Genomic DNA, 19,674 nt, shown 5'->3' on the forward strand with positions numbered 1-19,674 from the left:
AATTCAGGAACAACCCCTATCCCTGGTATAGGCGACTGCAACAGGACCATCCGGTGCACAAGCTGGAGGACGGCACCTACCTGGTGTCCCGGTACGCCGACGTGAGTCATTTCGCGAAACTGCCCATGACGACGCCGTGCGTCCCTCCCCCCCTGCGGGAGGACGCACGGCGTCGTCGTCTGTGCGGTCGGCTACGGCTGCCGGACCGTCTGCCGGCGGTGCAGAAGCCAGCACGCGCCCGCGATCGTGGCGGTGAGTGCGCCCGTCGCGATGAGCTGGGTGCGGGCGGCCGTGTCGAACAGCGCGAGCACGGCGATGCCGGCGAGCAGGCCGAGGGTCGCGTACGACAGGTACGGGAAGCCCCACATCTTCAGCGGCAGGGCGTCTTCGGTGCCGTCGCGCCGGGCCCGCCGGCGCAGCACGAGGTGCGAGACCGCCACGAACGTCCACAGAACGAGGATGGTCGAGCCCACGGCGTTGAGCAGCAGCGGCAACACCTTGTCGGGACGCACGTAGTTGAGTGCGACGGTGACGAATCCGAACGCGACCGAGGCGAGGACCGCGTTGCGGGGCACCCCGTTGGCGGCCACCCGGCCGAACGCGGGGTAGGCCGAACCGCGTTGCGAGAGGGAGTAGATCATCCGTGAGGCGCTGAAGAGCATCGCGTTGAGCGAGGACAGCAGCGCCACCACCACGATCACGGTCATCACGGCGGCCGCCCCCGGCACGGCGCCGGCGTTCAGCACCGCGACGAACGGGCCCGTGACGAGATCCTCGGACGTCCACGGCAGCACCGTCACCATGATCAGCACCGAGCCGATGTAGAAGACCAGGATGCGCCAGATCAGCGTGCGCACCGCGCGGCCGACGTTCCGGCGCGGATCGGAGGTCTCGGCGGCCGCGATGGCGATGATCTCGGTGCCGCCGAACGCGAACACCACGATGAGCAGGCCCGCGGCGATACCGGCGATACCGGTCGGCGCGAAGCCGCCGTGCGCGGTGAGGTTCGCGAACCCGGTGCTGTCGAAGGCGGGCACCCATCCCGCGATCATCGCGACGCCGATCGCGAGGAAGGCGACGATGGCGACGATCTTCAGTGCCGCGAACCAGAATTCGACCTCGCCGAACCGGCGTACGCCGACGAGGTTCACGCCGGTGAGCACCACCATGAAGAACAGTGCCGCGGCCCACTGCGGGATCCCGGGAATCGAGGCGGCGGTGATGGCGGCGGCGCCGGTCGCCTCCGCCGCGATCACGATGACCACCTGGATCCAGTACAGCCAGCCGATGGTGCGGCCGGCGACGGAGCCGAGGGCGTTCTCCGCGTGCACGGAGAAGGCGCCGCTGGCGGGGTTCGCGGCCGCCATCTCGCCCATCATCCGCATGATGAGGACGACGAGAGCCGCGGCGGCGAGGAACGAGACGAGGATGGCCGGGCCCGCGACGGCGATGCCGGCGCCGGAGCCGACGAACAGTCCCGCGCCGATCGCGCCGCCGAGGCTCATCATCACCAGCTGTCGCGGCCGCATCGCCTGGTGCAGCATCGCCCGCGGCGCCGGCTCGGTGGTGGTGGCCGGCGTGGTGGCCAGGGTGTCAGTCATCGATGCGCTCCCCGGCCGGCACCAGCTGGTCGAGGGCGATCTCGAACGCGGTGGCCGCGACGCCCGTATGGTCGGCGCAGCGGTCGTGGCAGCGCTGCAGCGCACCCGCGACGGTGTCCGAGACGTCGCCGAAGATCGCCGCGTCCGAGACCTCCACGTCACCCTCCATGAGCTGGGCGAAGGCGCGGGCCATGCCGCTGTTGGCGATGAAGTCGGGGATCACGGAGACGGACTTGTCGGCGTGCTCGTAGGTGGGGCCGTAGAAGATCTCGTCGTCGGCGAAGGGCACGTTCGCTCCGCTGGCGATCACCTCGAGGCCGGCCGCGACCATACGATCGACCTGTTCGCGGGTGACCAGGCGGGAGGCCGCGCAGGGGAGGAAGATCTCGGCGCCGAGGTCCCAGATCGCGTCGTGCACCTCGGTGAAGGGACGCATCCGGTCGCTGCGGAGCGCGTTGCCGTCCTTGTTCAGCAGCAGCGTGCGCACCTCGTCGAAGTCGAGACCGGCCGTGTCGAGGATGCCGCCGTCGCGGTCGATGATGCCGACCACGCGAGCCCCGGCCTGGGCCAGGTAGTAGGCCGCGGCCGCGCCGACGTTGCCCCAACCCTGGACGATCACCCGCTTGCCCCCGAGCCCGTGATTGCCGGCGGGGTCGCCGTAGATGCGGTAGTGGTGGCGCACCGACTCGGCGACGCCCCAGCCCGTGATCAGATCGGCCACCGTGTACTTCGCATCCGGTGCCGGGGTGAACCGGGTGTCCTCGACGACCTTCGCGACACCGAGCCGCAGCTGCCCGACCCGCTGGACGCGTTCGCGGTCGTCCGCCGCGAAGTGCCCGTTGACGACGCCCTCCTGCGGATGCCACAGCCCGTTGCTCTCGGTGAGCGGCACCACCTCGGTCATCTCGTCGACGTTCAGGTCGCCGCCGGTGCCGTAGTAGGCGCGCAGCAGCGGCGCGACCGCCCGGAACCAGCGCCGCAGCACGCCGTCCTTGCGGGGATCGGAGGGGTCGAAGTCGATGCCGGACTTGGCGCCGCCGATGGCCGGACCGGAGACGGTGAACTTGACCTCCATCGTCTTCGCCAGCGACTCGACCTCGCGGCGGTCGAGGCCGCGGCGCATCCGCGTGCCGCCACCGGCCGCGCCGCCGCGCAGGGAGTTGATGACGACCCAGCCGCGGGCGGTGGTCTCGGTGTCGTGCCACTCGAAGACGATCTCGGGGGCCTTGTCCTCGAAACGGGTCAGCAGGTTCTTCATGTCTTCTCTCGGGAGTCGGGACGGTGTGATGCCCGGGGAGCGGGCGAATGAAGAAGACTGTGACCGTGGTTACAGAGGGGGCGCAAGTGCGGCCTGCACTACTGGTCAGGCTGAAGAGCTGTAGCGCAGCCGCCCGTCGTTTTTCTGTGCAGTGTGCAGAGCTGTTTCGACGTTTTCGGCGGGCGGGGGCGAGCGCGCCGACCTTCAGCTCTACCGACGGTAGGCGGGCGCTTTGGCGGTTTTGCCCGGCTGCAGCGTGCGGAGCAGCGGCATGGCCCGGTACCGCACCACCTCCGACAGCACCATGACGCTGGTCGACCGGGCGACGATCGACGACCGGTTCAGTTCGATCAGCGTCTGCTGCAGACCGAGGTGGGAGTCCGCGGCGATCCGGCACAGGATGTCGCCGGCGCCGGTCGTCGCGAACGCCTCGAGCACCCCCGGAATCGCTTCGAGGACATCGGTGATCGCTTCGAGCGCGCCCTGGACGATCTCCATCGTCACGAAGGCCTGGACCTCGAATCCGGCGGCCGCCAGGTCCAGCCGCGGTTCGTAGCCGGCGATGATCCCGGACTCCTCGAGCCGGCGCAGCCGTGCCGAGACCGTCGCGCGCGCCACCCGCAACCTCCGGGACAGCTCCAGGGCGCCGATCTTCGGATCCGTGTGCAGCGTGTCCAGGAGCGCGAAATCCAACTCGTCCAGCTGCACGGCGTCACGCATGGCCGTTCCTTCCGAAGAGGCGGCGGAAACTGTGCCGATTGTATAGCGGCTCGCCCGGCATCCCGCCTTTTCCAGTCAGGTCGATCAGCTGGGAGAGGCGAGATTGCACCGTCGCCGCGACGGGGTTTTTCCTGGTGACACACGACACACCGATGGCGCCGCGTCCGGCGGCAGGAGGAATCGCCATGACTCTCGAGTTCACCCTCACCGACAGCGAGAAGCTCGCCCAGCTGAACCCCGAGGAACTGCGGCAGCTCGTCGGCCTCGTCGAGTACGACGCCGAGCGGGACCCGTTCCCCGTCAGCGGCTGGGACGCGGTGGTGTGGGTGGTGGGCAACGCCACCCAGGCCGCGCACTACTACCAGTCCGCGTTCGGGATGGAACTGATCGCCTACTCCGGTCCCACCACCGGCAACCGCGACCACCACGCCTACGTCCTGCGCAGCGGGGCGGTGCGGTTCGTGGTCAAGGGTGCGGTCGATCCGGACAGCCCGCTCGTCGAGCATCATCGCCGGCACGGCGACGGCGTCGTGGACATCGCGCTGCAGGTGCCCGACGTCGACAAGTGCATCGCGCACGCCCGGGCCCAGGGCGCGACGGTCCTCGAGGAGCCGTACGAGATCAGCGACGAGTACGGCACGGTGCGGCTCGCCGCGATCGCCACCTACGGCGAGACGCGCCACACGCTCGTCGACCGGTCCCGCTACACGGGCCCGTATCTGCCCGGCTACGTGGAGAAGTCGTCGACCTACCGCAAGCGCGACGGCGCGCCCAAGCGGATCTTCCAGGCCCTCGACCACGTGGTCGGCAACGTCGAGCTCGGCCACATGGACGAGTGGGTCGGCTTCTACAACCGCGTCATGGGCTTCACCAACATGGCCGAGTTCATCGGTGACGACATCGCCACCGACTACTCGGCCCTGATGAGCAAGGTGGTCTGCAACGGCAACCACCGCGTCAAGTTCCCGCTCAACGAGCCGGCCGTCGCGAAGAAGCGCTCGCAGATCGACGAGTACCTCGATTTCTACCGTGGTCCCGGCGCGCAGCACCTGGCGCTGGCCACCAACGACATCCTCACCGCCGTCGACCGGCTCCGCGAGGAGGGCGTGGAGTTCCTCGCCACGCCCGACGCCTACTACGAGGACCCCGAACTGCGCGCGCGGATCGGGAACGTGCGGGTGCCGATCGAGGAACTGCAGAAGCGTGGCATTCTCGTCGACCGGGACGAGGACGGTTACCTCCTGCAGATCTTCACCAAGCCGATCACCGATCGCCCGACGGTGTTCTTCGAGCTGATCGAGCGGCACGGTTCGCTCGGCTTCGGCAAGGGCAACTTCAAGGCCCTGTTCGAGGCGATCGAGCGCGAGCAGGCGGCGCGCGGCAACTTCTGACCGGACGCGCGGCGGGTCAGGAGATCCGGCTGACCTGCTCCCGCAGCGCGTGCTCGGTCCGGCGGACGATCGTGCCCACCAGCGGCTCGATGAGCAGCCCCGCCGCGCGACCGGCCGCGCCGCCGGGCAGCCGGTAGCCGAAGTCGACGGCGAGGCGCATGCGACCGTCGCCCAGATCGTCGAACTGCCACGACGACAGGGTGCGGAAGCCGGAGATCGAGCTCAGCACGATCCGGTGGTTGTCTTCCCACTCGACGATCTCGAGCCGGGAGTCGAAGGTGGCCGGCCCGATCCGCATGCTCGCGTCGAAGCGCGCGCCCACGCCGCGGACCCGATCACCCACGGGCTCGAAGCGGGTGACTCCGAACATCCACTCCGGGACCGTGCGGTGATCGGCGACGTAGGCGAAGGCGGCCTGGCGGTCCACGTGCGCCACGCCGTCGTGGCATACGTGGATCATGCGGCGATCGTCAGTCATCCGGCGGCACCTCCACCGGTGAACCTAGCGGAGTTGCTCGCGTCTCCGGGATCCGCCCGCGCACCTGTGTGGGCGGATTCCGGAAGGGCGCGTGAATTCCCTTGTTCTCCAAGAATTTGTCGCCCGAAGCGAGCGGGCTCGCTCACGGGTGCGGCGCGATGCCGAACAGCAGGGCCTCGATCCCGGCCCGGAACGCGGCATCGTTGTCGACGGGTGTGGCGCCGGCGTTCCCGCCCGCGGAAGCGAGCAGGCCGGCCAGGTGGGGGTAGTCGCCGTGGGCCAGCATGGCGGTGATGTGCTCGGCGCCGCCACCGGCGGTGGGGGCGGACAACCCCGCCGCCTCCTGCGCGGCGAAGGTGGTGACCCAGCCTGAGAGCAGGGCGATTCCCATCATGGTCGCGGTGGCGTCGAGGCCGGTCGGTGCGAGGGCGCCGACCATGTGGTCGAGGTATCGCATCGAGTGCGGACCCAGTGTCGTCGTGCCCGCGACGCTCAACCACGGATGCCGACGGTGCAGCTGCCGGGCCTGCTCCGCGAGGGCGAGGACGTCGGTCCGCACGTCCCCGGTCAGGGGCGGGTACCGGTACTCCGCGGCGACGCGGTCGACCATGAGCGCGACGAGATCGTCCTTGCCTGCGACGTAGCGGTAGAGCGAGGCGGCCGCCGTCCCGAGTTCCTGCGCGACGCGCCGCATCGAAACGGCACGCAGCCCGTCTGCGTCGGCGAGGGCGACGCACGCCTCGGCGAGCTGTTCGAGCGTATGGGCAGGGCGCGGCCCGGGCCTGGGGTCGTCGGCACGCAACCACAGCGAGGTCGGGGGTTCGGCATGCGGCATGGGTGCCAGCATGCACTACCCGGACAGTTGCGAACGACGTTCGCAGACGCGTACGGTGTAATTGCGAACGATGTTCCCAATCGTGGAGGTCGGAATGACGGTTCTGGAAACCGAGGCGCTCACCAGGCGGTACGGCAGCCATCTCGTGCTCGACGGGCTGAACCTGGAGGTGCCCGCCGGTCGGGTGCACGCGCTGCTCGGCCCCAACGGGTCCGGCAAGACCACGACCGTGCGGATGCTGGCGACCCTGCTGCGACCGACCTCCGGCAGCGCCAGGATCCTCGGTCACGACACCGTCCGCGAGGCTGCTCACGTCAAGCGCAACATCGGCTTCGTCGGCCAGTACCACGCGGTCGACCCCCGCCTCACCGGCACCCAGAACCTGACGATGGTTGCCCGCCTGAACGGGTACAGCGCCCGGGGCGCCCGCCGGCACGCAGACGACCTGCTCGAGCGCTTCGACCTGACCGACGCCGCGGCCCGGCAGGTGCACACGTACTCCGGCGGCATGCGAAGGCGGCTCGACATCGTCGCGGGCATGGTCGTCCGTCCCGCGGTGCTCTTCCTCGACGAGCCCACCACCGGCCTCGATCCCCGCAGCCGCAACGAGATCTACCGGTATGTACGGTCTTTCGTGGAGGAAGGCACCACCGTCGTGCTCACGACCCAGTACCTCGACGAGGCCGAGCGGCTGGCGGACACGGTCACCATCCTCGACGCCGGTCGGGTCGTCGCCACCGGGACGCCGGACGCGATAGCCCGCACCGTGGGCAGCGGCCTCGACGTCGTCGTGCTCGATCCGCACCGGCGGGGCGACGTCGCCGCGATCGTCGAGCGATTCGGCGGAAGACCCGTCGACGCGCCGGCCCGGGACGAGAATGCGCCGCTGCGGCTGACGTTCGGATTCGACGGTGAGCCGGCCGCCCTGCTGCCGATCCTGCGCGCCCTCGACGCGGAGGGCATCGCGGTGCAGGACATCGGCCGGCGGCGCGCCACCTTGGACGACGCTTTCCTCGCACTTACCGGTCGCCCGACCGAAGGGATTCCCGCATGACTGCCCCCACCGCCACCCGCACCGTCTCGCCGGCGGCGGGTGCCTGGATTCTGTTCCTGCGGGTGGCCGCGACGTACCGGAACGCGCCCGGCCTGCTCGCGGTGACCCTCGCGGCACCGCTGGGAATGATGCTGCTGTTCGGCTTCGTATTCGGCGGCGCGCTCGCCGGCGGATCCGACGCTGCCGCCTACCGGTCGTACCTGACGCCCGGAGTCCTCGTCCTCGTCGCGGCCATGGGGATCGTCGTCACCGCGTCGACCGTGAACGCCGACCTCCGCAGCGGCCTGACGGACCGGCTGCGGGCCCTGCCCGTCCCGCCGGTCGCGGTGCCGGCGGGCCTCGCACTCGCGGAGACGGTGACCGGCGCCTCGGCGCTGGCGACGATGGCCGCCGTGGGATTTCTCGCGGGATGGCGGGTCGAGGCCACCCCCGCCGACGTGGCGCTTGCCGTGCTGCTGCTGCTCGCGTTCCGGTTCGCGCTCGCGTGGCTCGGGATCGTGCTCGGCGCCTCGATCCGCGACGAGCAGATGCTGCAGCAGGTGGCGCCGCTGATCTTCGGGGCGGTCATGTTCTCCAACGTCTTCGTCCCCACCGAGACGATGCCGGCCGTGGTCGCGACGATCGCCGAATGGAACCCCGTCAGCGCCGTGGTCGCGGCCCTGCGGCAGTTGTTCGGATCCGGGACGACGGTCGCCGCCGACGCGGCCTGGCCCATGCAGCATCCGGTCGTCGCGGCCTTCGCCTGGACGGCGGTGATCCTTGCCGTGTCCGTGCCGATCGCCGTGCGAGGGTACGCATCCTCCCGCTGATCGGATCCTTGCGCAGGTGGCGCGTCGCTCAGGCGACGCGGCCGAGGTTCGAGCGCAGCGCCTGCTCGGTCTGGCGGATCGCGGTGCCCACCACCGGTTCGATGAGCTTGCCGAGCGCCCGTCCGGCCAGGCCGCCGGGAAGTTGGTACCCGAAGTCGACGTCGAGGCGGATCCGCCCGTCGCCGAGGTCGGCGAGTTCCCACGACGAGGCGGTGCGGAACCCCGCGATGGAGTCGAGAACGATCCTGCGGTCGAGTTCCCAGTCGACGATCGCGAGGCGGGAGTCGAGGCCCCTCGGTCCGATCTGCATGGTCGCGTCGAAGACCGCGCCGAGGCCGTTGACCTGCGGTCCCACCGGCACGAAGCGGTTGACGCCGTACATCCATTCGGGGACCGTGCGGTGATCGTCGAGGTAGGCGAACGCCACCTCGAGGGGAACCTCCGCAACGGCGGTGTGGCGGATGTGGATCATCGTGTACCTCCATGAGGACATTTCCGTTACCCACGGTATCAGGTAACTCGCGTCCCGGGGAGATCCTCAAAGTCGTCCATGCGGACGCTCGTCCTGCTCTACTCATGGTGACACAGTTCACAGTGGATCCGGTGGGAGGGTTCGTGAAGACCAAGGCTGCGGTGATCAAAGGGCTCAATCAGCCATGGGAGATCGAGGAGATCGACCTCGGAGACCCGGTCGCCGGTGAAGTGCAGGTGCGTCTGGCCGCGTCCGGACTGTGCCACTCCGACGAACATCTACGCTCCGGCGCGACGCCGATGGCGTCTTTCCCTGTCCTCGGCGGGCACGAGGGCGCCGGCGTGGTCACCAAGGTCGGGCCGGGGGTGGCCAACATCCGGGAGGGCGACCACGTCGTGCTCGCCTTCATCCCCGCGTGCGGGCGATGCCGTTCGTGCGCGAAGGGCCTGCAGAACATCTGCGACGAGGGGGCGAACCTCCTCACCGGGCAGGCCATCGCCGACAAGACGCACCGGGTGACCCTCAATGGTGATCCGGTCATCCAGATGTGCCTGCTCGGCACGTTCGCGCCCTACGTCACCGTGCACGAGGCCTCGGTCATCAAGATCGAGGACGACATCCCGCTCGACAAGGCCGCCCTGCTCGGCTGTGGCGTTGCCACGGGCTGGGGCTCCGCGACGGCGATCGGCGGCACCAAGGTGGGCGACTCCGTCGTCGTGATCGGCATCGGCGGCGTGGGCATCAACGCGGTGCAGGGGGCCGCGCACGCGGGTGCCCGGCACGTCGTCGCCATCGACCCGGTGGAGTTCAAGCGGGATCAGGCCAAGAAGTTCGGGGCGACCCACACGTTCGCCTCGATCGAGGAGGCGCTGCCGGTGATCGGCGAGATCACCTGGGGTGCGATGGCCGACGTCACGATCATCACCGTCGGTGAGATCCACGGGGACATCATCGCCCCGTCGATGGCGCTGACCGGCAAGGGCGGCCAGGTGGTCGTGGTGGGCATGGGCAGCGCCGCCGACACCCAGGTGACGCTGAGCCTGTTCGAGCTGACCCTGCTGCAGAAGCGCCTGCAGGGCGCGATCTTCGGTGGTGTCGGCCCGCGCTCGCAGATCCCGAAGCTGCTCGACCTCTACCGCAGTGGACAGCTCGAGCTCGACAAGCTGGTCACCAAGACATACCGGCTCGAGGACATCAACGACGGCTATGCCGACATGCACGAGGGCCGAAACCTGCGCGGCATGGTGCTCTACGGCGACGACGACTACTGACGGGAGCCGGCACCGGCACCGCGATCCGGTGACGGGCCGGCCGGCGGTGACGTTCGGCCGGCCCGCCGGCGGTGACGTTCGGCCGGCCCGCCGGGGTCGCCTACGGTGATGCCATGGAAACGCGTGAGGAAGCCGTCGAATCGGGATCGTGGCGGCAGTACGGGCCGTCGACCCTGCCCAAGCCGCTCGAGGCCGCCCTCGAGGCGTTCGCCGAGCGCGGTTACGACGGCACCTCGATCCGGGAGATCGCCGCCCGGGCCGGGCTGTCGGTGCCGGGCCTGTACCACCACTACCCGTCGAAGCAGGCGCTGCTGGTCTCGCTGACGACGGCGGTGATGGGCGATCTGCTCGACCGCAGCCGGCGGGCTCTGGCGGAGGCCGGCCCCACGGCCTCCGAGCGGTTCGACGCGGTCGTCGAGTCCCTGCTGCGGTTCCACATGTTCCGGCGCAATCAGGCCTTCGTCGCCTCCACCGAGATGCGCAGCATGGAACCGGACAGCCGGAAGGCCTACATCGCGTTGCGCGACGAGCAGCAGCGGATGCTCGACGAGATCGTCCGGGACGGGGTGACGAGCGGGGAGTTCGGTACCGAGTTCCCGGAGGACGCGAGCCGGGCGGTGACCACCATGTGCGTGGCCGTCGCCGGGTGGTACCGGCCGGACGGGCCGCTTGCTCCCGACGAGGTCGTCCACCGCTACCTCGCCATCGCGCGCTGCGCCGTGGGCGCACGGTAGGGACTGCGCCGTGGGCGCACGGTAGGGACTGCGCCGTGGGCGCACGGTAGGGACTGCGCCGTGGGCGCACGGTAGGGACTGCGCCGTGGGCGCACGGTAGGGACTGCGCCGTGGGCGCCCGGTAGATCGTCCGGGTTGACCGCGCGGGGTGGGATGTGTCACGGTTGTCGTAACCGAGCGATCGATCGGTCGGGGTGAGGAGGAGGAATCGCGATGGCTGTCGATCTGTCGTACCCGGAACACGTCCAGGCACTGGTGGCGAGGACCGAGGAGTTCGTCCGGGAGCACGTGCTGCCCGTCGAGGACGCCCACAACGGTGACATCACCGCCGCCGGGGGCGACGACCTGCGGGTGAAGCTGCAGCAGGCGGCCAAGGACGCCGGCGTCTTCGCGCCGCACGCGCCCGTCGAGTACGGCGGCCACGGACTCGGCATGGTCGACCGCGCCCCGGTGTTCGAGGCGGCGGGCTACTCGCTGTTCGGGCCCATCGCGCTCAACATCGCCGCCCCCGACGAGGGGAACGTGCACATGCTCGCGCACATCGCCAGCCCGGAACAGAAGGAGCAGTTCCTCGCGCCGCTCGCCCACGGCGACGTGCGGTCCGGATTCGCGATGACCGAACCGGCACCCGGCGCCGGGTCCGATCCCAACGCGCTCACCACCCGCGCCGAGAAGGTCCCCGGTGGCTGGAAGATCAACGGCCGCAAGTACTTCATCACCGGGGCCGACGGTGCCGGCTTCTTCATCATCATGGCCCGCACCTCCGGCGAACCCGGACAGCGCGGCGGCGCCACGATGTTCCTCGCCCCCGCCGACACCCCGGGCCTGACCGTCGGCCGGCACATCGACACCATCGACCGCGCCATGATCGGCGGTCACTGCGAGGTGTTCTTCGAGGACCTGTTCGTGCCGGATTCCGCCGTCCTCGGTGAGGTCGACCAGGGCTTCGCCTACGCGCAGGTACGGCTCGGGCCCGCCCGCATGACGCACGTGATGCGCTGGCTCGGCGCGGCGCGCCGCGGCCACGACATCGCCGTCGCCCGCGTCGCCGAGCGGGAAGGCTTCGGCGGCAAGCTCGGCGACCTCGGCATGATCCAGAAGATGGTCGCCGACAACGAGATCGACATCGCCGCCACCCGTGCCCTGCTGACGCAGGCGTGCTGGGAACTCGACCAGGGCTCGCATGCATCCAACTCCACGTCCATCGCCAAGACCTTCGCGGCCGAGGCGGTGTTCCGCATCGTCGACCGGTCGATGCAGATGTGCGGCGGCCTCGGCGTCTCCGCCGACCTGCCCGTCGCGCGGCTCGCCCGCGAGGTCCGCCCGTTCCGCATCTACGACGGGCCTTCCGAGGTGCACCGCTGGGCCATCGCCAAGCGCGCCGTCGGCGCCGCGAAGAAGGCCGCCGCGAAGGAGAGCCGGGCATGAAGACCGCACAGCACGAGGGACTCGACCTGAGTGCCCTGCACCGCTACCTGGAGGATTCGGGCATCGCCCTCGACGGCGAACTGCGCGCCGAACTCATCTCCGGCGGCAAGTCGAATCTGACGTACGCGATCTTCGACGACACGTCGCGGTGGGTGCTGCGCCGGCCGCCGACGGCGGGGCTCACCCCGTCCGCACACGACGTCGCCCGCGAGTTCCGCATCACGTCGGCGCTGCAGGGTTGCGGCGTGCCCGTCGCGCAGACCGTCGTCCTGTGCGAGGACGACTCCGTGATGGGCGCTCCGTTCACCGTCGTCGAGCACGTCACCGGGCGGGTGATCCGCACGACCGAGGACCTCGCCACCCTGAGCGACGACGAGATCGAATCGTGCACCGGCGAGCTCGTCCGCGTGCTCGCCGCCCTGCACTCGGTGGACTACGAGGCCGTCGGCCTCGGAAACCTCGGCCGCCCCGACGGGTACGTCACCCGGCAGGTGAAGTTGTGGGCCGGCCAGTGGGACCGGGTCAAGACCCGCGACCTCGACGACCTCGATCGGCTCCATGCCGCCCTCGCCGACGCGATCCCCGCGTCGTCGGCGGCGTCGATCGTGCACGGCGACTACCGGATCGACAACACCATTCTCGATCCCGCCGATGCCGGAAAGATTGCGGCGGTGGTGGATTGGGAACTGTCCACGCTCGGTGACCCGCTCACCGACGTCGCCCTGATGTGCGTGTACCGCAACCCCGCGCTCGATCAGGTGCTCGGCGAATCCGCCGCGTGGACGAGCCCGCGCCTGCCGTCGGCCGACGACCTCGCACAGCGCTACGCGGTGGCGACGGGCCGCGAACTCGCCCACTGGAACTTCTACATGGGCCTGGCGAACTTCAAGCTCGCCGTCATCGCCGAGGGCATCAACCACCGCTGGCGCGTGGGGGCGACCGTCGGCGACGGCTTCGACCGGGCAGGGGAGGCCGTACCGGTCTTCGCGGCCGCCGGCCTGGAGGCACTGCGGGGAGGCGCAGCGTGACAACCGATCTCGTGAACCCCAGCGCCCTGGTCGCCGGCGCATCCCGCGGCATCGGGCTCGGTGTCGCCACCCGCCTCGCGGAGCAGGGCTACGGTCTGACCCTCACCGCGCGCGACGAGGCGCGGCTCGACGCGGTGGCCGCCGGCCTGCGCGACGCCGGTGCGCCCGAGGTCCGGGTCGTCGCCGCCGACCTCGGCGACCCGGACACCGCGGCACGCGTCGTCGCGGCGCACGAGGAGACGTTCGGCAGCATGCGGGCGCTCGTGCTCAACGCCGGCGTCGGCACCGCCGGCACCATCGCCGAGTTCCCGATGCGGCGCTTCGGCAAGACGGTGTCCGTCAACTTCGAGACCCCCTTCGCCCTGATCCAGGCATCGTTGCCGCTGCTGCGCAAGGCCGCGACCGCCGCCCCAGGCCGCGGTGCGAAAGTGGTTGCGCTGTCGTCGATCACCGGCGTCTACGCCGAGGCGGGCCTGGCCGTGTACGGGGCGACGAAGGCGGCGCTGATCTCTCTGGTCGAGACGCTCAACGCCGAGGAGTCCGGCAACGGTGTCAGCGCGTCCGCGATCGCACCCGCCTACGTCGACACCGACATGTCCGACTGGATCAAGGACCGCATCCCCGCCGAGGAGATGCTCGAGGTGAACGACGTCGTCGAACTCGTCGACGCGGTGCTGCGGCTGTCCTCCCGTGCGGTGCTGCCGCGTCTGGTGCTCAGCCGGGCCGGGACGGACGCCTACCGGGCCTGAGCTCTCACCGGCCGTCCGCGAGCGCGCGGACGGCCGGGCTGGTCGCGTGCCGGACGAACGCGCAGTCCGCGAGGCGTTCGGCCGTTCCGAGGGTGAGCGTCATGTCGACCGAGTCGGCGAGCCGGTAGGGCCGGCTCTCGACGACGGAGCCGAGGACGCGGCGCAGCCGGGACACCTCCGCCCGCACCGCGACGGCGTGGTCCGGGTCGCCGTAGATGCCGTTGCTCACCTCGGTCACCGTCATTCCCTGCGGCCCCCGCAGGTGCAGCAGGAGCAGGATCTCGGCGTGCCGGGCGGACAGCGGGCTGCGCCACGCCGAGTCGGCGCCGCTGACGACGACCGTCGGCGTGCCGGACAGGTCCAGTTCGATCGCCATCCGCGCCGGGCCACCCGCGGGCCGGATCAGCCAGCCGTGCGCGAGCTGCTCCGGCACGCACAGGCCCAGGCCGGGCACGCTCAAGGTGCGCTCGGACGTCGGCGCCGCCACGCGCTTGGTGGCCGCAACGCCCGACGCGTGCGCCACCCACCCGTGCTCGTCGACGAGCAGCAGCGGCCCGCTCATCGAGGCGAGCACCGGCGCCGCGGCCGTGCGCAGCCGTTCGAGCCGGTTCTCGTGCAACCGCCACAGCTGCGCCTCGGCGAGCCGCACCGCCGTCTCGACGAGCGCGCTGATGGTGGGATGGATCGTCAGGGCGGGGCCGCTCACGTCGACCACGCCGAGCAGTTCCCCGGTGCGCGGATCGTGGATCGGTGCCGCGGTGCAGTACCAGGGGTGCTGGGACTGCTCGAAGTGCTCGGCGGAGAACAGCTGTACCGGGGCGGCCTCGGCGAGGGCCGTCCCGATCGCATTGGTCCCCACGGTCGCCTCCGTCCACCGGGCGCCCTCGCTGAATCCGAGGCTGTCGGCGCGGCTGCGCACCTTGGCCGACCCGGCCCGCCACAGCACGATCCCGTCCGCGTCGGTCACGACCATCAACATGTGCGACGCCTCGGCCACGGAGCACACCACCTGCTCGAGGTCGCCGATCACCCCCGACAGCGGGGAGTTCCGCCGGCGCCGTTCGACCTCGGCGAGCGGCAGCAGGGCGCGGGCGTTGCTGCCGTCCGGAGCCAGCCCCGCGACGAGCACCCGGGACCAGGACCGGGCCACCACCGACCGCGGCCGCAGCGGCGACCGACCGCCGCCGATGACCGCATCGTGCATGCGCGCCAGCTCACGCGCGTATCGATGCAGGTCGGTGCCGGGTTCGATGGCGCTGAAGTTGCCCACTGTCTCCGTCTCTCGTCGGTCGGGTTGCGGTGAGCATATGCCGAAGTGTGTGGCCGGCACCACACCCGTCGCGCGGCGGTGCCGCGGCGCAACGCACTGCAACACTTGTTGCGGCGACGCCGGCGCTGTGTTCTGGATCACGCGCCGGCCTCGGTAGCGGCGCACCCGGATGGTCCCGCGTCGGACATGGCCGAACAGGTCCGACGCCCGTACAGCGAGGAGATCGACCCATGAAGGCAGCCCGCTTCCACGGCCCCGGGGACATCCGGGTCGAGGATGTCCCCGAACCGGCGACCCGGCCCGGAACCGTCAAGGTCGAGGTCGAGTGGTGCGGTATCTGCGGCACCGACCTGCACGAGTACCTCGAGGGCCCGATCTTCGCCCCGCCCGCCGACGCACCGCACCCCATCACCGGCGAGACCGTGCCGATCACCCTCGGTCACGAGTTCGCCGGTGTCGTCGCGGAAGTGGGCGACGGCGTGGACGACGTGCGGGTGGGCGACCGGGTGGTCGTCGAGCCGTACATCATCTGCGGCCGCTGCGACGCCTGCCGCAACGGCCGCTACAACGTGTGCAGCACACTGGGATTCGTGGGCCTGTCCGGATACGGCGGCGGCTTCTCGCAGTACGTCGTCGCCGAGCGGCGCTGGATTCATCCGCTCGGCGAACTCGGCACCGACGTCGGCGCCCTCGTCGAACCGCTCGCCGTCGCGTACCACGCCGTGCGGCTCTCGGGTGCGCGGCCGAGCCACTCGGCGCTCGTGTTCGGGGCCGGGCCGATCGGGCTCGTCACCACCTCGGCGCTGCGCGCGGCGGGCGTCGAGCAGATCATCGTCGTCGAACCGGCCGAGGTGCGGAAGAAGAAGGCCGAGCCGGCCGGGGCGGACCACATCATCGACCCGCGCGACGGCGACGTCACCGAGCAGGTGCTGGAGCTGACCGGCGGCCGTGGCGCCGACGTCTCCTTCGAATGCGCCGGCATCGACGCGGTCCTGAAGACCGCTATCCAGTCCACCCGGGCGGGCGGCACGTGCGTGAACGTCGCGATCTGGGGCCACGAGGCGAGCGTCGCCATGAACGACCTCGTCTTCCGCGAGGTCAATCTGCTCGGCAGCCTCGCCTACGCGAACGATCATCCCGCCACGATCGAGATGATCGCCTCCGGCAAGGTCGACCCCTACCAGTTCATCACCGGCCGGATCGGGCTCGACGACATCGTCAAGGACGGCTTCGAGGAACTGATCACCAACAAGGAGGAGAACGTCAAGATCCTCGTCCAGCCGTGATCGTCAGTCGTCGTCGCCGTTCTCCTTGTCCTCGCCGCGACGGCGCAGGAAGTTGAAGCCCGGGACGCCGACGATCGCCTGCCGCACGTCCTTCGCGACGCCCAGCAGCTCGTGGATCTCCGGGGCGACGCTCTCGAGCGTGCCCAGGATCGGCATCAGGGCCGTCATCCGGTCCGCGAGCTCCGGCAGCTGATCGAGTAGGACGACGGCCGCGTGGACCTCCTCGGCGCTGAGTTCCTCGATGAACTGGCCCGCGAGCGGCGCGGCCCGTGTCGCCATCGGCGCGTAGGTGTCGAGCAGTTCGCCGGCCGCGTCGGACGTGCGGCCGGCGGACGACACCACATCCTGCGCCCGGTGGGCTACGGCCGCGGCGTCGCCGACCACCGTCGAGCTGCTGTCGATGACCTCCTCGACCCGGCCCACGGCGGCGCGGGCGTCGGTGACGACCTCGTCGATGCGTGCGACGATCGCGCGGGCGTCGGTGACCACGTCGTCGACGCGGGCGACGAGCGCCTCGGTGGCCTCGAACAGGCTCGTGACCCGCCCGGGAACTGACACCGCGAACTCGGCGACCTCCACGGTCCGGTCCAAGGCGATGCGGGCGGCTCCGAGGGGCGCGGCGAGAAGCGACATCATGCGCTCATCCTGCCGGACGGGTGACCCTGCCGGTGTCATCGGGGAGCAGCCCTCCGCTAGCCTCTCCACTGCGGCCCGACGGACTTCCGCTGCGATGAGCGGTCCCGGACATGTCCCCACCCGCACGACTGAATTCGTGCTGCCCAGGGGACCTGACCGTGACGCTGCTTCGTACATCTGCCCGCCGGATCGCCGAGTTGGATCGGCCCGATTCGCTGGCGGAGCAGTTGTTGGAGCAGATGCTGTTTCGCACCGGTCATCGTCCCAGCCAGGCCGAACAGAAGTCGTGGAGCCGAAGCCTGCCGGTGCTTGCGCAGGATCTCGTCGATGCCGGTCTCGGCGATGTCGAGATGCTGCTCGAGTACCATCTGCCGCTCACCTCGCAGCGTGCCGACGTGGTGCTCGCCGGCACTCATCCGGCCACCGGGGCCGTGTCGTATGTCGTGGTGGAGCTGAAGCAGTGGTCGGCCGCGCGGCGCTTCGAGGACAATCCCGAACTCGTCGAGGTGGCGGGAATGCCGGGCGGGCCGAGGCTGCATCCCGTCGCGCAGGTCAAGGGGTACTGCGACTACCTGAGCGATTTCGCGCGCGCTGTCGCGGATCAGCCCGATGCCCTCGCGGGACTCGCGTACCTGCACAACGCCACCGATCCGTCCGCGGTGGCGGAGCTGCGCGCCTATCCGGGCGGGATCACCGGCCGGTTGTTCACCGCCGCCGACCGCGGCGACATGATCGACTTTCTCCGCACCCGGCTCGCCCCGGTGTCCGGGCACACCGCAGGCGACACACTCTTGAAGTCCGCGGTCGCACCGTCCCAGCAGCTGCTGAAGGTCGCCGCCGCCGAGGTGCGCGACCGGCCGCAGTTCCATCTGCTCGGCAATCAGCAGTTGGCCGTGGACCTGGTGCTGCACGAGGTCGAGATGTCCCGCGCCGCGGACCGCAAGCGCGTCGTCATCGTCACCGGGGGACCCGGCAGTGGCAAGAGCGTGATCGCGCTGTCCCTGCTCGGCGAGCTGGCCCGCCGTGGCCGCACCGTCCTGCATGCCACCGGGTCGCGTTCGTTCACCCAGACCCTGCGCAAGGTCGCCGGGGCGCGCGCCCCGCGGGTGCAGAAGATGTTCAAGTACTTCAACCAGTTCATGTCGGCCGAACGCAACGGCCTCGACGTGCTGATCCTCGACGAGGCGCACCGAATCCGTGAGACCTCCGTCGATCGGTACACCCGCGCCGAACTGCGCACCGATCGACCGCAGATCGACGAACTCATCTCGGCGGCGCGCGTCCCGGTGTTCCTGCTCGACGAGCACCAGGTGGTGCGGCCGGGTGAACTCGGCTCGCTCGAACAGATCGAGCGCTACGCCGCGACGCTCGGACTCGAAACCCACCACGTGCACCTCGGGGAGCAGTTCCGCTGCGGAGGCAGCGAGGAGTACGTGCTGTGGGTCAAGCGTCTGCTCGGTCTCGTCGAGGGTGGCCCGGTGCGGTGGTCGGGGGATCCGCAGTTCGCGGTGCGCGTGGCCGATTCCCCGGAGGAGCTCGAGTTCCTGCTAGAGCAGCAGCGCGACCGCGGATACTCGGCACGCATGACCGCGGGGTACTGCTGGCCGTGGAGCAACCCCGACAAGGACGGCCGTCTCGTCCCGGATGTGCAGATCGGCGCGTGGGCACGGCCGTGGAACAGCAAGAGCGAACGCCGCACCGGCGACGCGCCGCCGGCCGCACTGTGGGCCACCGAGGACGGGGGTTTCGGGCAGGTCGGCTGTGTCTACACCGCGCAGGGTTTCGAATACGACTGGAACGGCGTCATCCTCGGACCGGACCTGGTGTGGCGGAACGGAGGTTTCGTTTCGGTCCGTACGGCCAACAAGGATCCCGACTTCAGAAATGCGAAGAAGATCAGCGATATTCGATTCGATCGTCTGGTGCGAAACGTGTACAAGGTTCTCCTGACGCGGGGCATGATCGGCACCGTCATCTATTCCACCGACGAGCCGACTCGCGAGGCGCTGAGAAGGCTGATTCCCGAGGGAAATTGACACTACGCCGGGAGAGGCCGCGATCCGATCGCGTGTGGTTCGGCGACGGGACGCCGCATCACCGCCTACCGAGAGGAAATCGTGATCACCGCTTGGGCGATGAGCCGGTGGCGATCGTCTCCCGGGGTGTTCGAGTCGCTCCGCGAGACCGTTTACCTGATGCGCTCACCAGCGAACGCCCGGCGTCCGCTCGATGCGATGGAACGGCGGGATTCAGGCGAGAGGCAGCCGCACGAGCTGCTCGATGGTGACGACTGACCGTGTCGCGGTAGATGTGAGGGTCGCCGGCCTCTTGTGAAGCACCGGAACCCGGCGCACGCTGGACGTATGGCAGTCGCACCGAAGATTGCGGTGGCGGGCGCGGCGACGGCCGTGGTCTACGGGAGCCTCGTGCGCCCCCGGCTCGTGCGGTGGGGCGCCACCGACGAGGAGATCAGCGGGCCGTTCCCCGGCGCCGACCTGGTTCCCGACGGGGAGCGATCGGGGGCGATGGCCGTCACCATCGACGCGCCGCCCGAGCAGGTCTGGCCGTGGCTGGTGCAGATGGGCTGGGACCGCGGTGGGTGGTACTCCTGGGATCACCTGGACAATGCCGGTCGCCCGAGCGCCCGGGAAGTG

At 70.2% G+C, this 19,674-nt stretch carries 18 protein-coding genes and 1 pseudogene; 11 read left to right on the forward strand and 8 right to left on the reverse strand.

Going from position 1 to position 19,674, the window contains the following annotated elements; translation table 11 throughout:
* Positions 1–191: 191 nt before the first annotated feature.
* The 3 genes from AIIKEEIJ_RS01790 to AIIKEEIJ_RS01800 form a co-directional block, all read right to left on the reverse strand.
* Complete coding sequence (locus tag AIIKEEIJ_RS01790; protein ID WP_006940674.1) at positions 192–1,601, reverse strand: amino acid permease; 1,410 nt, start codon at positions 1,599–1,601, stop codon at positions 192–194.
* A complete protein-coding gene (locus AIIKEEIJ_RS01795; protein WP_006940679.1) occupies positions 1,594–2,859 on the reverse strand; it encodes a Glu/Leu/Phe/Val dehydrogenase dimerization domain-containing protein in 1,266 nt (421 codons plus the stop codon). Before AIIKEEIJ_RS01795 ends, AIIKEEIJ_RS01790 begins: the two co-directional genes overlap by 8 nt.
* 210 nt (positions 2,860–3,069) lie before the next feature.
* Positions 3,070–3,579, reverse strand: a complete 510-nt coding sequence (locus AIIKEEIJ_RS01800) for an Lrp/AsnC family transcriptional regulator (protein WP_006940680.1) — start codon at positions 3,577–3,579, stop codon at positions 3,070–3,072.
* A 185-nt stretch (positions 3,580–3,764) separates the two neighbouring features.
* Between AIIKEEIJ_RS01800 and hppD the strand changes: the two genes are divergently transcribed.
* Positions 3,765–4,970, forward strand: coding sequence for a 4-hydroxyphenylpyruvate dioxygenase (hppD, locus tag AIIKEEIJ_RS01805; RefSeq protein ID WP_006940681.1), 1,206 nt, complete (start codon positions 3,765–3,767; stop codon positions 4,968–4,970).
* Positions 4,971–4,986: 16 nt separating this feature from the next.
* Here the strand turns inward: hppD and AIIKEEIJ_RS01810 are convergent, their stop codons facing one another.
* Together AIIKEEIJ_RS01810 and AIIKEEIJ_RS01815 are read right to left on the reverse strand one after the other, a co-directional pair.
* Positions 4,987–5,430: an SRPBCC family protein gene (locus tag AIIKEEIJ_RS01810; protein ID WP_006940686.1), complete on the reverse strand. Its 444-nt coding sequence runs from the start codon at positions 5,428–5,430 to the stop codon at positions 4,987–4,989.
* A 160-nt stretch (positions 5,431–5,590) separates the two neighbouring features.
* Positions 5,591–6,283: a TetR/AcrR family transcriptional regulator gene (locus AIIKEEIJ_RS01815; protein WP_238406160.1), complete on the reverse strand. Its 693-nt coding sequence runs from the start codon at positions 6,281–6,283 to the stop codon at positions 5,591–5,593.
* A gap of 94 nt (positions 6,284–6,377) precedes the next feature.
* Here AIIKEEIJ_RS01815 and AIIKEEIJ_RS01820 point away from each other — a divergent pair, with 94 nt between their 5' ends.
* Positions 6,378–7,337, forward strand: a complete 960-nt coding sequence (locus AIIKEEIJ_RS01820) for an ATP-binding cassette domain-containing protein (RefSeq protein WP_238406161.1) — start codon at positions 6,378–6,380, stop codon at positions 7,335–7,337.
* Positions 7,334–8,146 carry an ABC transporter permease gene (locus tag AIIKEEIJ_RS01825; protein ID WP_050036026.1) on the forward strand — a complete coding sequence of 271 codons (813 nt, stop codon included), beginning with the start codon at positions 7,334–7,336 and terminating at the stop codon, positions 8,144–8,146. Before AIIKEEIJ_RS01820 ends, AIIKEEIJ_RS01825 begins: the two co-directional genes overlap by 4 nt.
* Before the next feature lie 28 nt (positions 8,147–8,174).
* On the opposite strand, the gene AIIKEEIJ_RS01830 is transcribed toward AIIKEEIJ_RS01825, so the two are convergent.
* Positions 8,175–8,618 carry an SRPBCC family protein gene (locus AIIKEEIJ_RS01830; protein ID WP_006940694.1) on the reverse strand — a complete coding sequence of 148 codons (444 nt, stop codon included), beginning with the start codon at positions 8,616–8,618 and terminating at the stop codon, positions 8,175–8,177.
* Positions 8,619–8,761: 143 nt separating this feature from the next.
* Here AIIKEEIJ_RS01830 and AIIKEEIJ_RS01835 point away from each other — a divergent pair, with 143 nt between their 5' ends.
* From AIIKEEIJ_RS01835 to AIIKEEIJ_RS01855, 5 genes are all read left to right on the forward strand, one after another.
* Positions 8,762–9,889: an NDMA-dependent alcohol dehydrogenase gene (locus AIIKEEIJ_RS01835; protein WP_161994812.1), complete on the forward strand. Its 1,128-nt coding sequence runs from the start codon at positions 8,762–8,764 to the stop codon at positions 9,887–9,889.
* A gap of 113 nt (positions 9,890–10,002) precedes the next feature.
* Positions 10,003–10,623, forward strand: coding sequence for a TetR/AcrR family transcriptional regulator (locus AIIKEEIJ_RS01840; protein WP_006939960.1), 621 nt, complete (start codon positions 10,003–10,005; stop codon positions 10,621–10,623).
* A 213-nt stretch (positions 10,624–10,836) separates the two neighbouring features.
* Complete coding sequence (locus tag AIIKEEIJ_RS01845) at positions 10,837–12,051, forward strand: acyl-CoA dehydrogenase family protein (protein WP_161994807.1); 1,215 nt, start codon at positions 10,837–10,839, stop codon at positions 12,049–12,051.
* Entirely contained in the window at positions 12,048–13,079 is a 1,032-nt protein-coding gene (locus tag AIIKEEIJ_RS01850; protein WP_029546452.1) for a phosphotransferase family protein, read from the forward strand. The genes AIIKEEIJ_RS01845 and AIIKEEIJ_RS01850 overlap by 4 nt, the downstream gene beginning before the upstream one ends.
* Positions 13,076–13,828 carry an SDR family oxidoreductase gene (locus AIIKEEIJ_RS01855; RefSeq protein ID WP_161994808.1) on the forward strand — a complete coding sequence of 251 codons (753 nt, stop codon included), beginning with the start codon at positions 13,076–13,078 and terminating at the stop codon, positions 13,826–13,828. The genes AIIKEEIJ_RS01850 and AIIKEEIJ_RS01855 overlap by 4 nt, the downstream gene beginning before the upstream one ends.
* Positions 13,829–13,832: 4 nt before the next feature.
* On the opposite strand, the gene AIIKEEIJ_RS01860 is transcribed toward AIIKEEIJ_RS01855, so the two are convergent.
* Positions 13,833–15,098 (reverse strand): GAF domain-containing protein, encoded by a 1,266-nt coding sequence (locus AIIKEEIJ_RS01860; RefSeq protein WP_006939953.1) that lies wholly within the window; start codon positions 15,096–15,098, stop codon positions 13,833–13,835.
* 230 nt (positions 15,099–15,328) lie between these two features.
* Here AIIKEEIJ_RS01860 and AIIKEEIJ_RS01865 point away from each other — a divergent pair, with 230 nt between their 5' ends.
* Entirely contained in the window at positions 15,329–16,384 is a 1,056-nt protein-coding gene (locus AIIKEEIJ_RS01865; RefSeq protein WP_029546450.1) for a 2,3-butanediol dehydrogenase, read from the forward strand.
* Positions 16,385–16,387: 3 nt separating this feature from the next.
* Here AIIKEEIJ_RS01865 and AIIKEEIJ_RS01870 read toward each other — a convergent pair whose 3' ends face one another.
* Positions 16,388–17,020 (reverse strand): ribulose 1,5-bisphosphate carboxylase large subunit, encoded by a 633-nt coding sequence (locus tag AIIKEEIJ_RS01870; protein ID WP_161994809.1) that lies wholly within the window; start codon positions 17,018–17,020, stop codon positions 16,388–16,390.
* A gap of 158 nt (positions 17,021–17,178) precedes the next feature.
* Between AIIKEEIJ_RS01870 and AIIKEEIJ_RS01875 the strand changes: the two genes are divergently transcribed.
* Positions 17,179–19,056, forward strand: a complete 1,878-nt coding sequence (locus tag AIIKEEIJ_RS01875; RefSeq protein WP_161994810.1) for a DNA/RNA helicase domain-containing protein — start codon at positions 17,179–17,181, stop codon at positions 19,054–19,056.
* Positions 19,057–19,383: 327 nt separating this feature from the next.
* A pseudogene (locus tag AIIKEEIJ_RS01885) lies at positions 19,384–19,674 on the forward strand (alpha/beta fold hydrolase); the annotation flags it as partial.

It is taken from the genome of Rhodococcus sp. YH1 (assembly GCF_009939605.1).
In the GTDB taxonomy this organism is placed as follows: Bacteria; Actinomycetota; Actinomycetes; order Mycobacteriales; family Mycobacteriaceae; genus Rhodococcus; species Rhodococcus aetherivorans.